This is a genomic window from Micromonospora eburnea (assembly GCF_900090225.1).
Lineage (GTDB): Bacteria > Actinomycetota > Actinomycetes > Mycobacteriales > Micromonosporaceae > Micromonospora > Micromonospora eburnea.
The window spans coordinates 5811149-5826915 of record NZ_FMHY01000002.1 but is presented as its reverse complement, the minus strand read 5'-3'; the positions used below and the strand labels follow the sequence as shown (position 1 = coordinate 5826915).

The following is a 15767-nucleotide window of genomic DNA, read 5'->3' as shown; positions in this document are numbered from 1 at the left end:
CCGAGGAGCTGACGATGACCGACCTGAGCCTGCCGCCCCAGTTCGCGGCCGTGCACAACCGCTATGTCCTGCCGTCGTTCGTCGAGCGCACGTCGTACGGGATGAAGGAGTCCAACCCGTACAACAAGCTCTTCGAGGACCGGATCATCTTCCTCGGCGTCCAGGTGGACGACGCCTCGGCCAACGACGTGATGGCCCAGCTGCTGACGCTCGAGGGCACCGATCCGGACCGCGACATCATCATGTACATCAACTCGCCCGGCGGCTCCTTCACCGCCATGACGGCGATCTACGACACCATGCAGTACGTCCGGCCGGACATCTCGACCGTCTGCCTGGGGCAGGCGGCCAGCGCGGCGGCGGTGCTGCTCTCCGCAGGCACTCCGGGTAAGCGGATGGCGCTGCCGAACTCCCGGATCATCATCCACCAGCCGGCCACCGAGGGCGGCTACGGCCAGGGGTCGGACATCGAGATCCAGGCTCGGGAGATCCTGCGGATGCGGACGCAGCTGGAGACGATGCTCTCGCAGCACTGCAACCGCCCGGTCGAGCAGGTCCGCAAGGACATCGACCGCGACAAGATCATGACGGCCGAGGAGGCCAGGGAGTACGGGCTGGTCGACACCATCCTGACCAGCCGCAAGAAGGGTCTGCTCGCGGCGCAGGCCGCGAGCTGAGCTGTGCTGGGTCGGAGGTCGGTCGGGGTGTGGTTCCCGGCCGACCTCTGACACACCCGTATTGGGGGTCGGAGAAAACTCCGCCAGCGGGTAACGTCGGGTCTGTACCGCTTCGCTGGGTCGGACCGGCGGGTGGGACGACAGACGGACGGGCGCCCGGGCGCCCGCAGGTCAGGGCCGGCGCTCCGGCCGACGAGTGCAGGGAGAACGTAGGTGGCACGGATCGGTGACGGCGGCGACCTACTCAAGTGCTCCTTCTGCGGCAAGTCGCAGAAGCAGGTCAAGAAGCTCATTGCGGGTCCGGGCGTCTACATCTGCGACGAGTGCATCGATCTCTGTAACGAGATCATCGAGGAGGAGCTGGCCGAGTCCGGCGAGGTGAAGTGGGAAGAGCTTCCCAAGCCGATGGAGATCTGCCAGTTCCTCGACAACTACGTGGTGGGCCAGGAACAGGCCAAGAAGGCGCTCGCGGTCGCGGTCTACAACCACTACAAGCGGATCCAGGCCGAGGCGGCCGGCGCGCCGGGCTCCGGCAACGACGGCGTGGAGCTGGCCAAGTCCAACATCCTGCTGCTCGGCCCCACCGGCTGCGGCAAGACCCACCTGGCGCAGACCCTGGCCCGGATGCTCAACGTCCCGTTCGCGATCGCCGACGCGACCGCCCTCACCGAGGCGGGGTACGTCGGCGAGGACGTGGAGAACATCCTCCTCAAGCTGATCCAGGCGGCCGACTACGACATCAAGCGCGCCGAGACCGGGATCATCTACATCGACGAGGTCGACAAGATCGCCCGTAAGTCGGAGAACCCGTCGATCACCCGGGACGTCTCCGGCGAGGGCGTGCAGCAGGCACTGCTGAAGATGCTCGAAGGCACGGTGGCCAATGTGCCGCCGCAGGGTGGGCGCAAACACCCGCACCAGGAGTTCATCCAGATCGACACCACCAACGTGCTGTTCATCTGTGGTGGCGCCTTCGCCGGGCTCGACCAGATCATCGAGTCCCGCACCGGCTCCGGTGGCACCGGCTTCGGGGCCCGGCTCCGGTCGGTCTCCGACCGGTCGACCGACGACATCTTCAGCCAGGTCATGCCGGAGGACATGCTCAAGTTCGGCCTGATCCCCGAGTTCATCGGTCGGCTCCCGGTGATCACCAACGTGCGTAGCCTCGACCGCAACGCCCTGGTGCGGATCCTCACCGAGCCGCGCAACGCGCTGGTCCGGCAGTACCAGCGCCTCTTCGAGCTGGACGGTGTCGAGCTGGAGTTCGAGCCGGCCGCACTGGAGGCCATCGCCGACCAGGCCATGCTGCGCGGCACCGGCGCCCGCGGCCTTCGAGCGATCATGGAAGAGGTCCTGCTCTCCGTGATGTACGAGGTGCCGAGCAACCCTGACGCCGCCCGGGTGCTGATCACCCGCGAGGTGGTCCTGGAGAACGTCAACCCGACCATCGTGCCCCGCGAGTTCACCGGTCGCCGGGCTCGGCGGGAGCGCGAGGAGAAGTCGGCCTGAGCCTGGCCCGACCAGGTGACAGCGTCGAGCAGCCCCGGATCGCCGCTGGCGCACTGGCGCTGGTGAGCATCTTCGGCCCTGTCGCCGGCCGTCGCCCGCCCGTACGCTGAGCCCCATGCGCGTCGCCGTCTGTCAGCTCAACGCCCGCGACGACCGGGCGGCGAACCTCGCCGCCGCCGAGGCCCTGCTGGTCAGGGCCGCGGCGGCCGGCACCGACCTCGCCGTGCTTCCGGAGTACGTCGACTACCTCGGCCTCGCCGACGGAATGCCGCCGGCCGAGCCGGTCGACGGGGTGGTGGGGGAGTTCTTCGCTGCGGTCGCCCGCCGGCTCGGCATGTGGGTGATCGCCGGCTCGTTCCACGAGGCCGGGCCGGACCCGGAGCACACCTGGAACACCTCGTTGGTCTTCGACCGCACCGGCGCGCTCGCCGCCAGCTACCGGAAGATCCACCTGTACGACGTGGAGATCCCCGGCCGGGTGTCGTATCGGGAGTCGGCGACTGTCTCACCCGGCGAGCAGCCGGTGGTCGTCGACGTCGAGGGCCTGCGGGTCGGCCTCTCGATCTGCTACGACCTGCGTTTTCCTGAGCTGTACCGGCAGTTGGCCACTCGGGGCGGCGCCGAGCTGCTGGTGGTGCCTGCCGCGTTCATGATGCATACGGGGCGGGATCACTGGGAGGTCCTGCTCCGGGCGCGGGCGATCGAGAACCAGTGCTTCGTCGCGGCCGCCGGTCAGACCGGGGACCACGAACCGAACCGGACCTGCTTCGGGCGCAGCATGGTGGTGGATCCGTGGGGGACCGTGCTCAGCCAGGTCCCCGACGGGCCGGGCCTCGCGGTCACCGACCTGGACCTCGACCGGCTGCGGGAGATCCGTGCCGAGTTGCCCAGCCTCGCCAATCGTCGGCTCTGAGGATCAGCCCTCCAGCAGTACGCCCACGACCGTGAAGCCGGCGATCGCCAGGGCGGTGATGACGAGCGCCGTGGTCATCCGGGAGGGACCACGCCGGGCCAGACGTCCCACCGACACCACGACGACGAAGAGCACGAAGGCTCCGATGACCAGCTGCCAGAACGGCAGGAGCAGGCCGAGCAGGGTCTCCTCGGCGAGCGTCGCCGCCGGGACCCGCGACACGTCATCCATGTCAGACACTCTGGCACGGTCTGGCCGTGTGCGGATCCCTCGAAACGTCGTCGTCCGCCGTCCGGTACCCGGCACCGTCGCAGACGCAGTGACCAACGTTGATTTGCCTTATCCGAGCCGTCCGCGTAACTTTCTCTCTGCACGAGGGAGGCCGGGCAAACCGGCCGACAACGGGCGCCAGGCTCGTGGCGGAGACGCCGAGCGAGACTGAGGATCCGGGTGGTGCGAGACACTCCGAGAAACACGGAGTTGCGATCGCGAAGCCGACCGGGTAGAGTTCGAAAGCCGGCAGGGAGCCGGGCGGGTGGCCGCGAAAGCGGCGATCGGCCGGTCCGCCGGAACCCACGACAGTAACGACCGCCAAATATGGCGTGCGTCAGCGTGGATTGGTTCGAACCAAGTTGGACACCTCGGATACGAGGTTGACAGCGAAGATCGGGCCAGGTAAGTTAGAGAGGTTGCCCCGGATGGGGGTCCTGCGGTGCGGGGCTTTCGGATGGTGTGTGGTTGTTCTTTGAGAACTCAACAGGGTGCTTGATAAGCCAGTGCCAAATTGTTTGATACCCCGGACTGGTCAGGCTTTTGGGTCTGTCTGGTTGGGATTCCTTTGGCAACACTTTTGTTGCCGGGATGGATTGTTCAACAAGTTTTTGTTGGAGAGTTTGATCCTGGCTCAGGACGAACGCTGGCGGCGTGCTTAACACATGCAAGTCGAGCGGAAAGGCCCTTCGGGGTACTCGAGCGGCGAACGGGTGAGTAACACGTGAGCAACCTGCCCTAGGCTTTGGGATAACCCCGGGAAACCGGGGCTAATACCGAATAGGACCTCCTGTCGCATGGTGGGGGGTGGAAAGTTTTTCGGCCTGGGATGGGCTCGCGGCCTATCAGCTTGTTGGTGGGGTGATGGCCTACCAAGGCGACGACGGGTAGCCGGCCTGAGAGGGCGACCGGCCACACTGGGACTGAGACACGGCCCAGACTCCTACGGGAGGCAGCAGTGGGGAATATTGCACAATGGGCGGAAGCCTGATGCAGCGACGCCGCGTGAGGGATGACGGCCTTCGGGTTGTAAACCTCTTTCAGCAGGGACGAAGCGTAAGTGACGGTACCTGCAGAAGAAGCGCCGGCCAACTACGTGCCAGCAGCCGCGGTAAGACGTAGGGCGCGAGCGTTGTCCGGATTTATTGGGCGTAAAGAGCTCGTAGGCGGCTTGTCGCGTCGACTGTGAAAACCCGCGGCTCAACCGCGGGCCTGCAGTCGATACGGGCAGGCTAGAGTTCGGTAGGGGAGACTGGAATTCCTGGTGTAGCGGTGAAATGCGCAGATATCAGGAGGAACACCGGTGGCGAAGGCGGGTCTCTGGGCCGATACTGACGCTGAGGAGCGAAAGCGTGGGGAGCGAACAGGATTAGATACCCTGGTAGTCCACGCTGTAAACGTTGGGCGCTAGGTGTGGGGGGCCTCTCCGGTTCCCTGTGCCGCAGCTAACGCATTAAGCGCCCCGCCTGGGGAGTACGGCCGCAAGGCTAAAACTCAAAGGAATTGACGGGGGCCCGCACAAGCGGCGGAGCATGCGGATTAATTCGATGCAACGCGAAGAACCTTACCTGGGTTTGACATGGCCGCAAAACCTGCAGAGATGTGGGGTCCTTCGGGGGCGGTCACAGGTGGTGCATGGCTGTCGTCAGCTCGTGTCGTGAGATGTTGGGTTAAGTCCCGCAACGAGCGCAACCCTCGTTCGATGTTGCCAGCGCGTTATGGCGGGGACTCATCGAAGACTGCCGGGGTCAACTCGGAGGAAGGTGGGGATGACGTCAAGTCATCATGCCCCTTATGTCCAGGGCTTCACGCATGCTACAATGGCCGGTACAATGGGCTGCGATACCGTGAGGTGGAGCGAATCCCAAAAAGCCGGTCTCAGTTCGGATCGGGGTCTGCAACTCGACCCCGTGAAGTCGGAGTCGCTAGTAATCGCAGATCAGCAACGCTGCGGTGAATACGTTCCCGGGCCTTGTACACACCGCCCGTCACGTCACGAAAGTCGGCAACACCCGAAGCCGGTGGCCCAACCCTTGTGGAGGGAGCCGTCGAAGGTGGGGCTGGCGATTGGGACGAAGTCGTAACAAGGTAGCCGTACCGGAAGGTGCGGCTGGATCACCTCCTTTCTAAGGAGCACCATCCGTCGAAGGACGGTATGGAGCCCGCGGCCCGCGAATGTCGGGTCGGGGTGCTCATTGGCGGAGACACTGGCGAGTCGGTTCCGGCAACGGCCTGATGTTCTAGTACGGCCATCCCTTCGGGGTGGTGGGGAACGAGCGGATGGTGCGGCTGGGTATCGGTGACAGGCACCCTGTTGGGTCCTGAAAGAACAACCATGGGTTGTCTTTCAGTGGCTTGGACGAGCGGACGACGCTTGTCGGGCGCCAGGCACGGCCTGGTTCCATATACCGCCGGCGGTGGCCGGGTCTGGTGTGGGGCGGTTCGGGTTGTGGGTTGGTCGTTTGTTGAGAATTGCACAGTGGACGCGAGCATCTTTGTGGTCAAGTTGTCAAGGGCGAACGGTGGATGCCTTGGCACCAGGAGCCGATGAAGGACGTGGGAGGCCGCGATAGGCCTGGGGGAGCTGTCAACCAAGCTGTGATCCCAGGGTGTCCGAATGGGGGAACCCGGCTGGAGTCATGTCCAGTCACCCACACCTGAACACATAGGGTGTGTGGAGGGAACGCGGGGAAGTGAAACATCTCAGTACCCGTAGGAAGAGAAAACAAATAGTGATTCCGTGAGTAGTGGCGAGCGAAAGCGGATTGAGGCTAAACCGGCTGCGTGTGATACCTGTCAGGGGTTGCGTGGTCGGGGTTGTGGGACCCTGCTGAGTGTGCTGACACGCGCTCAAGGAGTTACAAAGCCAGTTGCTAGTCGAATGGTCTGGAAAGGCCGACCGTAGACGGTGACAGTCCGGTAGGTGAAAGTGGCTGGTCTTCTGTGGGTGTTCCCGAGTAGCGGCGGACTCCTGTAATCTGCCGTGAATCTGCCAGGACCACCTGGTAAGCCTAAATACTTCCTGGTGACCGATAGCGGACGAGTACCGTGAGGGAATGGTGAAAAGTACCCCGGGAGGGGAGTGAAATAGTACCTGAAACCGTTCGCCTACAATCCGTCGGAGCCTTGCGGGGTGACGGCGTGCCTTTTGAAGAATGAGCCTGCGAGTTAGTGGCATGTGGCGAGGTTAACCCGTGTGGGGGAGCCGTAGCGAAAGCGAGTCTGAATAGGGCGTTTGAGTCGCATGCTCTAGACCCGAAGCGGAGTGATCTAGCCATGGGCAGGCTGAAGCGCGGGTAAGACCGCGTGGAGGGCCGAACCCACCAACGTTGAAAAGTTGGGGGATGACCTGTGGTTAGGGGTGAAAGGCCAATCAAACTCCGTGATAGCTGGTTCTCCCCGAAATGCATTTAGGTGCAGCGTCGCGTGTTTCTTGCCGGAGGTAGAGCACTGGATGGTCTAGGGGGCCTACAAGCTTACCGAAATCAGCCAAACTCCGAATGCCGGTAAGTGAGAGCGCGGCAGTGAGACTGCGGGGGATAAGCTTCGTAGTCGAGAGGGAAACAGCCCAGATCACCAGCTAAGGCCCCTAAGCGTGTGCTAAGTGGAAAAGGATGTGGGGTCGCATAGACAACCAGGAGGTTGGCTTAGAAGCAGCCACCCTTTAAAGAGTGCGTAATAGCTCACTGGTCAAGTGGTTCCGCGCCGACAATGTAGCGGGGCTCAAGCACACCGCCGAAGCTGTGGCACTCACACAATGACTTCGCCAGGTCTTGATATCTGGTGCAGGTGTGTGGGTGGGTAGGGGAGCGTCGTGCCGGGGGTGAAGCAACGGGGTGACCTAGTTGTGGACGCGGCACGAGTGAGAATGCAGGCATGAGTAGCGAAAGAAGGGTGAGAAACCCTTCCGCCGGATGACCAAGGGTTCCAGGGCCAGGTTATTCCGCCCTGGGTGAGTCGGGACCTAAGGCGAGGCCGAGAGGCGTAGTCGATGGACAACGGGTTGATATTCCCGTACCCGCGAAAGAGCGACCCTGACGAACCTCGTTGTGCTAACCACCCGAACTGTGGGCGGTCTTCGGACCAAACACGGGGAGCGTGGGAACCTGGCGGGTAGTAGTCAAGCGATGGGGTGACGCAGGAAGGTAGCTGAGCCCGGCCGGTGGTTGTGCCGGGGTAAGCGTGTAGGCCGTGCTGTAGGCAAATCCGCAGCACATGTAGGCTGAGACGTGATGCCGAGCCGATTCAGGTGAAGTCAGTGATCCTATGCTGCCGAGAAAAGCCTCTAGCGAGTTCTTAGCGGCCCGTACCCCAAACCGACACAGGTGGTCAGGTAGAGAATACCGAGGCGATCGGGCGAACTGTGGTTAAGGAACTCGGCAAATTGCCCCCGTAACTTAGGGAGAAGGGGGGCCGGAGACGTGAAGCCCCGCGCGGGTGGAGCGTTGTATGGCCGCAGAGAGCAGGGGGAAGCGACTGTTTACTAAAAACACAGGTCCATGCGAAGAAGTAATTCGATGTATATGGACTGACGCCTGCCCGGTGCTGGAACGTTAAGGGGACCTGTTAGCTCTTCGGGGCGAAGCGGAGAACTTAAGCGCCAGTAAACGGCGGTGGTAACTATAACCATCCTAAGGTAGCGAAATTCCTTGTCGGGTAAGTTCCGACCTGCACGAATGGCGTAACGACTTCCCCACTGTCTCAACCACAGGCCCGGCGAAATTGCACTACGAGTAAAGATGCTCGTTACGCGCGGCAGGACGGAAAGACCCCGGGACCTTTACTATAGCTTGACATTGGTATCCGAATTAGCTTGTGTAGGATAGGTGGGAGCCGGTGAAGTCCATACGCCAGTATGGGTGGAGGCAATCTTGAAATACCACTCTGGTTGGTTTGGGTATCTAACTTCGGACCGTTATCCGGTTCAGGGACAGTGTCTGGTGGGTAGTTTAACTGGGGCGGTTGCCTCCTAAAGGGTAACGGAGGCGCCCAAAGGTTCCCTCAGCCTGGTTGGCAATCAGGTGTTGAGTGCAAGTGCACAAGGGAGCTTGACTGTGAGACTGACGGGTCGAGCAGGGACGAAAGTCGGGACTAGTGATCCGGCACTGGCATGTGGAAGCGGTGTCGCTCAACGGATAAAAGGTACCCCGGGGATAACAGGCTGATCTTCCCCAAGAGTCCATATCGACGGGATGGTTTGGCACCTCGATGTCGGCTCGTCGCATCCTGGGGCTGTAGCAGGTCCCAAGGGTTGGGCTGTTCGCCCATTAAAGCGGTACGCGAGCTGGGTTTAGAACGTCGTGAGACAGTTCGGTCCCTATCCGCCGTGCGCGTAGGATACTTGAGAAGGGCTGTCCCTAGTACGAGAGGACCGGGACGGACGAACCTCTGGTGTGCCAGTTGTCCCGCCAGGGGCACGGCTGGTTAGCTACGTTCGGAAGGGATAACCGCTGAAAGCATCTAAGCGGGAAGCTCGCTTCAAGATGAGGTATCCCACCCACCTTGGTGGGGTAAGGCCCCCAGCTAGACGACTGGGTTGATAGGCCGGAAATGTAAGCCCGGTAACGGGTTCAGTTGACCGGTACTAATAGGCCGAGGACTTGACTACTAAGCTGCTACGCGTCCACTGTGCAACTCCCGACAAACGAACAACACCCCCAACAAGGTTTGGGTTGGTTGGTTGTTTGATATGTCGATAGAGTTACGGCGGTCATGGCGGAGGGGAAACGCCCGGTCACATTCCGAACCCGGAAGCTAAGCCCTCCAGCGCCGATGGTACTGCACTCGGGAGGGTGTGGGAGAGTAGGACACCGCCGGACAATCTTTCCAGTCAGGGTCACCCTTCGGGGTGACCCTGACTGCGTTTCATCCACAATTCCGTGCGGGCACCGTCGTTCGACGGTGCCCCGGGAACGGGTCAGCGGCTCTGGATGCCCTCGCGGAGCTGGCGGAACAGGACGGCGGAGTCGTCCACCGAGCGGCCCGGGAACATCGCCATCACCACGCTGCCGTGGTCGGCCCAGCCACAGACCGTGAAGTCGCCACCGTCGCCGCTGGTCGTACCGCACTTCATCACACCGCCCAGGCGGCCGGCGTCCACCTCGCGCAGGCCGGTCACCTTCCCGGTCTCGTCGGTCATCAGACCGAAGAGGGTGTCCAGGTCCCGCTCGGGCTGCCAGAGCAGGGTGGTGCCACCGAAGATCAGAACCGCCCGTTTCGTGTCCGCCGGGTCGCGGTAGACGGTGCCGAAGCTCCGGTCCAGATCGATGTCGGCGGCGAAGCCGTCGCGGAGGTACTCCGCGGTGCTCCGGGCCCGCTCGCTGTCGTCCCGGGTCAATCCGGCGATCTTCTCCGGCGCGTTCAGGTGCGCGTCCTTCTGGGCCAGCACCCGCCAGCCGCCGACGCCGAGCGCCCCCGCCCCGGCCAGCCCGACGACCAGCGCGGCGGCCAGCGCGATCCGCCGGCGGCGTGAGACCGGTCGTTGCTCGGGCTCCTGCGCCGCCGGGTCACGGCGGCTCAGCTGGATCGGCTCATCGGTCAGGTCGACCGGCTCGGGCCCGTCGTCGACCGGACGTTCGGTGAGATGTGCGTCGGACATGTCCGCCACCGTACGCGAACAGGAGGTGGCGCACGTCGGGTCTCCGGAAGCGCTCCGTAGACTTTCTCGGGTGACCGAGAGACTGGATGCCCGACGCCCCGACGCCCCGACGCTTGCCGGCCAGTATCAGCCCGGCGAGGTAGAGCAGCGGCGGTACGAGCAGTGGGTAGCCGCCGGCCACTTCCGGGCGTCGGCGGAAAGCGACAAGCCCCCCTTCACGATCGTCATCCCGCCGCCGAACGTCACCGGTTCGCTGCACATGGGGCACGCCTTCGAGCACACCCTGATGGACGCGCTGAGCCGGCGTAAGCGGATGCAGGGCTACGAGACGCTGTGGCTGCCCGGCATGGACCACGCCGGCATCGCCACCCAGAACCTTGTCGAGCGGCAGCTCGCCGGCGAAGGGCTGTCCCGCCACGACCTGGGCCGGGAGAAGTTCGTCGAGCGGGTCTGGCAGTGGAAGGCGGAGTCCGGCGGGGCGATCCTGGGCCAGATGCGGCGGCTCGGTGACGCCGTCGACTGGGACCGCGAGCGCTTCACCATGGACGCGGGCCTGTCCCGGGCCGTGCAGACCATGTTCAAGAAGCTCTTCGACGACGGGCTGATCTACCGGGCGAACCGGATCATCAACTGGTGTCCGCGCTGTCTCACCGCGCTGTCGGACATCGAGGTCGAGCACACCGACGACGAGGGTGAGCTGGTCTCGATCCGCTACAGCGACGAGGTCGTGGTCGCCACGACCCGGGCGGAGACGATGCTCGGCGACACCGCGGTCGCGGTGCACCCGGACGACGAGCGTTACCGTCACCTGATCGGCACCGAGGTGGCCGTCCCGCTCACCGACCGGCGGATCCCGATCGTCGCCGACGAGCACGTCGACCCGAGCTTCGGCACCGGCATGGTCAAGGTGACCCCGGCGCACGACCCGAACGACTTCGAGATCGGCCAGCGGCACGACCTGCCGTCGCTGACGATCATGGACGAGCGCGGCATCATCACCGCGCCCGGCCCGTTCGAGGGCCTGGACCGGTACGAGGCCCGGCCGGCCATCGTCGCCGCGCTGCGCGAGCAGGGCCTGATCGTGGCCGAGAAGCGGCCGTACGTGCACGCGGTGGGGCACTGTTCGCGGTGCAAGACCACGGTCGAGCCGCGGCTGTCGTTGCAGTGGTTCGTCAACACCGCCCCACTGGCCAAGGCCGCCGGTGACGCGGTCCGCGACGGCCGGGTGAAGATCGAGCCGGCCGAGTTGGCCAAGCGTTACTTCGCCTGGGTCGACAACATGCACGACTGGTGCATCTCCCGGCAGCTCTGGTGGGGCCACCGTATCCCCGTCTGGTACGGCCCGGACGGCGAGATCGTCTGCGTCGGCCCGGACGAGCAGCCGCCGACCGGCGAGGGCTGGCGGCAGGACGAGGACGTCCTGGACACCTGGTTCTCCAGCGGTCTGTGGCCGTTCTCCACCCTCGGCTGGCCCGAGCAGACCCCGGAGCTGGCGAAGTTCTACCCGACCAGCGTGCTGGTCACCGGGTACGACATCCTCTTCTTCTGGGTCGCCCGGATGATGATGTTCGGCCTGTACGCGATGGACGGCCGGCAGCCGTTCGACGTGGTCGCCCTGCACGGCATGGTCCGCGACGAGCACGGCAAGAAGATGTCGAAGTCGTTCGGGAACGTGGTCGACCCGCTGGACTGGATCGACCGGTTCGGCGCCGACGCGACCCGGTTCACGCTGGCCCGGGGCGCCAACCCCGGCCAGGACGTGCCGGTGAGCGAAGAGTGGTGCCAGGGCTCCCGGAACTTCTGCAACAAGCTCTGGAACGCCACCCGGTTCGCGCTGATGAACGGCGCGCACACCGACGGGCCGCTGCCCGAGGCGGGCACCCTGTCGACCGTCGACCGGTGGATCCTGTCCCGGCTGGCGCACGTCACCGCCGAGGTGGACGAGCAGTTCGAGGCGTACGAGTTCGCGAAGGTCTGTGACCTGCTGTACCACTTCGCCTGGGACGACGTCTGCGACTGGTACGTGGAGCTGAGCAAGCCGGTGCTCGCCGAGGGCGGGGCGGCGGCCGACGCCACCCGCCGGGTCCTCGGTCACGTGCTGGACCAGTTGTTGCGGCTGCTGCACCCGGTGATCCCGTTCGTCACCGACGAGCTGTGGACGGCGTTGACCGGCGGGGAGAGCGTGATGGTCGCCGCCTGGCCGGTGGCCGACCGTACCCTCGTCGACGACGCCGCGGAGGGCGAGATCGCCACCCTGCAGCGGGTGGTGACCGAGATCCGGCGATTCCGCTCCGACCAGGGGCTGCGGCCGACGCAGCGGGTGGCGGCCCGGCTCGACGGCCTCGGGCCGGCGGGCATCGGCGCGCACGAGCCGCTGATCCGGTCGCTGGTCCGCCTCGACGCACCCGGCGACGACTTCCTGGCCAGCGCCACCCTCGCCATGCCCGGCGAGGTCAGCGTCGCGCTGGACACCCGGGGTTCGATCGACGTGGCGGCCGAGCGGGCCCGGCTGACCAAGGACCGGGCGGCCGCCGAGAAGGAGGCCGCGCAGGCGCGGGCCAAGCTGGACAATCCGGCGTTCGTCGGTAAGGCGCCCGCGCATGTGGTCGCCAAGATCCGTGAGCGGCTCGCGGTGGCCGAGGCGGACCTGGTCCGGATCGACGCCGCGCTGGAGGCGTTGCCCTCGTGACCGAACGCACCGAGTTCACCGCGGTGGAGGCCGCGCTCGCCGAGCGCGGTTTCACCCGGATGCATTTCGAGCCGGAGCGGGTCGAGAGCCTGCTCGACCTGCTCGGCAGCCCGCATCGGGCGTACCCGTCGATCCACCTGACCGGCACGAACGGCAAGACCTCGACGGCCCGGATGATCGACTCGCTGTTGCGGGCGTTCGGGCTGCACACCGGCCGCTACACGAGCCCGCACCTGGAGACCGTCCGGGAGCGGATCAGCCTGGACGGTGAGCCGGTCAGCGAGGAGCGTTTCGTCGCCACGTACCGGGAGGTGGCGCCGCTGGCCGAGCTGGTCGACCAGCGTTCGGCGGAGCCGCTGACGTACTTCGACATGACGACGGCGCTGGCGTTCGCCACGTTCGCCGACGCCCCGGTCGACGTCGCGGTGGTGGAGGTGGGGCTCGGCGGCGCCGAGGACGCCACCAACGTGATCCAGGCCGGCGTGGCGGTGCTCACTCCGATCGGGCTGGACCACACCGAGTGGCTCGGCGACACCATCGAGGACATCGCGCTGCACAAGGCGGGCATCATCCACAAGGGGGCCACCGTGATCGCGGCGGCCCAGGAGGAGGAGGCCGCCCGGCCGATCCTGGAGCGCTGCGCCGAGGTCGGCGCGACCATCGCCCGGGAGGGGGCCGAGTTCGGCGTACTGCGCCGGGCGGTGGCGGTCGGCGGCCAGGTGCTCACCATCCAGGGCCTCGGCGGGGTGTACGAGGAGATCTTCATCCCGTTGCACGGCGCGCACCAGGCGCAGAACGCGGCCGTGGCGCTCGCCGCGGTCGAGGCGTTCCTCGGTGCGGGGGCACGCCGGCAGCTCGACATCGAGGCCGTCCGGGAGGGCTTCGCCGCGGCCAGCTCGCCCGGGCGGCTGGAGAAGGTACGGACCGCCCCGACGGTCCTGCTCGACGGCGCGCACAACCCGCACGGGATGGCCGCCACGGTCACCGCGTTGCAGGAGGAGTTCGCGTTCAGCAAGCTCGTCGGCGTGCTGGCCGTGCTCGGCGACAAGGACGCGGCCAGCCTGCTGGAGCTCCTGGAGCCGGTGCTCGACTCGATCGTGGTGACCGGCAACAGCTCGCCCCGGGCGATGCCCGCCGACGAGCTGGCCGCGCTGGCGCGGGAGGTCTTCGGGCCGGAGCGGGTGCAGGTCGCCGAGGAGATGCCGGACGCCATCGAGGTGGCCGTGGCCGAGGCCGAGTCCGACGTACCGGGGGAGCTGGCCGGGGTGGGCGTGCTGATCACCGGATCGGTGGTGACCGTGGCCGACGCCCGCCGGCTGCTCAAGCGATGACCGGCCCGGTGCGGGGGCACCCCGGCGCCGGGGGCCGGCCGGACGAGGGCGCGGGGCCGCCGTCGGGCACCCCGACGCCCGACGGGTCCGCGACCGGGGCCGGCGGTGAGAGCCCGGAGCAGCGGCGGTCGGGGCTGCGTAATCCGGAGAAGGCGGTCCGTGGGCTCGGCGCGGGGACGCTCGCGCTGGAGGCGTTGGTGCTGTTGCTGGCCATCCAGCCGATCCGTCTGGTCGGTGGGCATCTCAGCGGTGCCGCCATCGCCGTGATCGTGGCGCTGGCGGTGGCCTGCGTGGTGTTCGCCGGTCAGATGGGACGCCGCTGGGCCTGGTACGCCGGCACCGCGGTGCAGGGCCTGCTGATGCTCTCCGGGCTGCTGCACTGGTCGCTGCTCGTGCTGGGGGTCGTCTTCGCCCTGGTGTGGGCGTACGCGCTGCACGTGCGGCGGGTCATCCTCGGCTGATCCGGCCGACGCCAGCCGTAAGGAAGGGACCCTTGTTAACGCCAGGCGTTAACAAGGGTCCCTTCCTTACGCGTCGGCGAGGGTGCGCCACTGGGTGAGGGCCACCCCGTGGCCGTCCGGGTCGCGGAAGGCCGCGGCCCACACCTCCAGCTTGCTGCCCCGGTTCACCACGCGCGGGGCGTACGTGAACCGCACGCCCGACCCGCGCAGCCGCTCGTACGCGGCCTGGATGTCGTCGACCTCCAGGTTGACGTGGACCAGCCGACGGCTGATCGGGGCGGCCCCGGTCACCTGGCGCAGCACCAGCCGGGTCGCCCCGGAGATGAGCACCGCGTTGCCGTTGCCCCGGTCGAGTTCGGCGAAGCCGAGGTCCCGGTAGAAGTCGAGGGACCGGTCCAGGTCGGTGACGAGCAGGGTGATTCCGACCCCGCTGATCGGGGTGGCCACCTCGGCCGGCTCGTCCCCGGCCGGCCCGAAGATCGCCTCGTCCAGTTCCTCCGGGGTCGGCGGCGTCTCGGCGTCCGGATCGTCCAGCGGGACGTCGACCGGGTCGAACCGTTCCTCGGCGGGCGGGCGCGGAGCGGGGGTGGCCCGACGGGGCAACGGGCCGGTGCTCGTCGGCTCGACCACCTGGCCCTCCAGCACCACCGGGCGGCCGGGGCGGTGGTGCACCACCACCGGCTCGCGTTCGTCGGGCAGCCCGGTGACGTCGTCGAGGAGCGGGTCCGGAGCGGGCGGGAAGTCGTCGCGGAAGTCGTCATCCGGGGCGCGGTCCGCCCACGGCGGCGTCTCCTGCGCGATCAGCACCTCATCGACCGGATCGGGGTCGGCGTACTCGGGCGGGAGATCGGCGGCCGCGGCGGCGGTCTCGGCGTGCGTGGGCACCTCGTCCCAGAGGACCCGGACGTGCCGCTGGTCGTTGAGGGCGACCCGGACGGGCAGGGCCTGGCCGAGCGACGGCCACTTGGCAACCGGGACCCGCGGCTCGATGATCTTCTTGGACCGGGGTGGCAGCCCGGGCGCGTCGATCACGAGTTGGAGTTCGCAGCGGCCGAAGGCGTACTGGGTGGGCGGCTCGGAGGCGCTGTGTACGTGGCCCAGCCCGACGACCCAGGTGCGCCCGCCCCCGCGTACGGTGCCCAGGGCGACCGCCAGGACCAGCAGTGCGACGCCGAGCGCGACGATCGCCCAGCTCGTCATGCCCAGCCCGAACAGCACGATGAACGTCGCCAGGGTGCCCAGCACCGCGGCGATCAGCTTGCGGATCGGCGCGATGGGTCGGTTCCCGCCATTCGCCACAGTGGACCTCCCAGGGGTCT

General features: G+C 66.4%; 9 protein-coding genes and 3 rRNA genes. 9 read left to right on the top strand and 3 right to left on the bottom strand.

What is annotated here, in order from left to right; genetic code table 11:
- The first annotated feature begins 14 nt into the window (after positions 1-14).
- The 3 genes from GA0070604_RS25165 to GA0070604_RS25155 all read left to right on the top strand — a co-directional run bounded on the left by GA0070604_RS25165 (position 15) and on the right by GA0070604_RS25155 (position 3099).
- A complete protein-coding gene (locus GA0070604_RS25165; RefSeq protein WP_091123616.1) occupies positions 15-677 on the top strand; it encodes an ATP-dependent Clp protease proteolytic subunit in 663 nt (220 codons plus the stop codon).
- A 213-nt stretch (positions 678-890) separates the two neighbouring features.
- Entirely contained in the window at positions 891-2186 is a 1296-nt protein-coding gene (clpX, locus tag GA0070604_RS25160; RefSeq protein ID WP_091123613.1) for an ATP-dependent Clp protease ATP-binding subunit ClpX, read from the top strand.
- Between the two features lie 115 nt (positions 2187-2301).
- On the top strand, positions 2302-3099 hold the full coding sequence (locus GA0070604_RS25155; protein ID WP_091123610.1) for a carbon-nitrogen hydrolase family protein: 798 nt from the start codon (positions 2302-2304) through the stop codon (positions 3097-3099).
- Between the two features lie 3 nt (positions 3100-3102).
- Here GA0070604_RS25155 and GA0070604_RS25150 read toward each other — a convergent pair whose 3' ends face one another.
- Entirely contained in the window at positions 3103-3330 is a 228-nt protein-coding gene (locus GA0070604_RS25150) for a hypothetical protein (RefSeq protein WP_091123606.1), read from the bottom strand.
- 650 nt (positions 3331-3980) lie between these two features.
- Here GA0070604_RS25150 and GA0070604_RS25145 point away from each other — a divergent pair.
- The 3 genes from GA0070604_RS25145 to rrf all read left to right on the top strand — a co-directional run bounded on the left by GA0070604_RS25145 (position 3981) and on the right by rrf (position 9188).
- Positions 3981-5495: ribosomal RNA gene (locus GA0070604_RS25145) — 16S ribosomal RNA — on the top strand.
- A gap of 373 nt (positions 5496-5868) precedes the next feature.
- A 23S ribosomal RNA gene (locus tag GA0070604_RS25140) occupies positions 5869-8977 on the top strand.
- A 94-nt stretch (positions 8978-9071) separates the two neighbouring features.
- Positions 9072-9188 (top strand): 5S ribosomal RNA (gene rrf, locus GA0070604_RS25135).
- Together the 16S, 23S and 5S rRNA genes form the textbook arrangement of a ribosomal RNA operon.
- Before the next feature lie 98 nt (positions 9189-9286).
- Here rrf and GA0070604_RS25130 read toward each other — a convergent pair.
- Positions 9287-9967, bottom strand: coding sequence for a hypothetical protein (locus tag GA0070604_RS25130; RefSeq protein WP_091123603.1), 681 nt, complete (start codon positions 9965-9967; stop codon positions 9287-9289).
- A 70-nt stretch (positions 9968-10037) separates the two neighbouring features.
- Here GA0070604_RS25130 and GA0070604_RS25125 point away from each other — a divergent pair, with 70 nt between their 5' ends.
- From GA0070604_RS25125 to GA0070604_RS25115, 3 genes are read left to right on the top strand one after another with little or no spacing between them, the layout of a single operon-like run.
- Complete coding sequence (locus tag GA0070604_RS25125; RefSeq protein WP_091123599.1) at positions 10038-12656, top strand: valine--tRNA ligase; 2619 nt, start codon at positions 10038-10040, stop codon at positions 12654-12656.
- Positions 12653-13987, top strand: a complete 1335-nt coding sequence (locus tag GA0070604_RS25120; RefSeq protein WP_091123595.1) for a bifunctional folylpolyglutamate synthase/dihydrofolate synthase — start codon at positions 12653-12655, stop codon at positions 13985-13987. The genes GA0070604_RS25125 and GA0070604_RS25120 overlap by 4 nt, the downstream gene beginning before the upstream one ends.
- On the top strand, positions 13984-14448 hold the full coding sequence (locus tag GA0070604_RS25115; RefSeq protein ID WP_091123592.1) for a DUF4233 domain-containing protein: 465 nt from the start codon (positions 13984-13986) through the stop codon (positions 14446-14448). Before GA0070604_RS25120 ends, GA0070604_RS25115 begins: the two co-directional genes overlap by 4 nt.
- A 66-nt stretch (positions 14449-14514) precedes the next feature.
- Here GA0070604_RS25115 and GA0070604_RS25110 read toward each other — a convergent pair whose 3' ends face one another.
- Complete coding sequence (locus tag GA0070604_RS25110) at positions 14515-15747, bottom strand: VOC family protein (protein WP_091123587.1); 1233 nt, start codon at positions 15745-15747, stop codon at positions 14515-14517.
- Positions 15748-15767 lie beyond the last annotated feature (20 nt).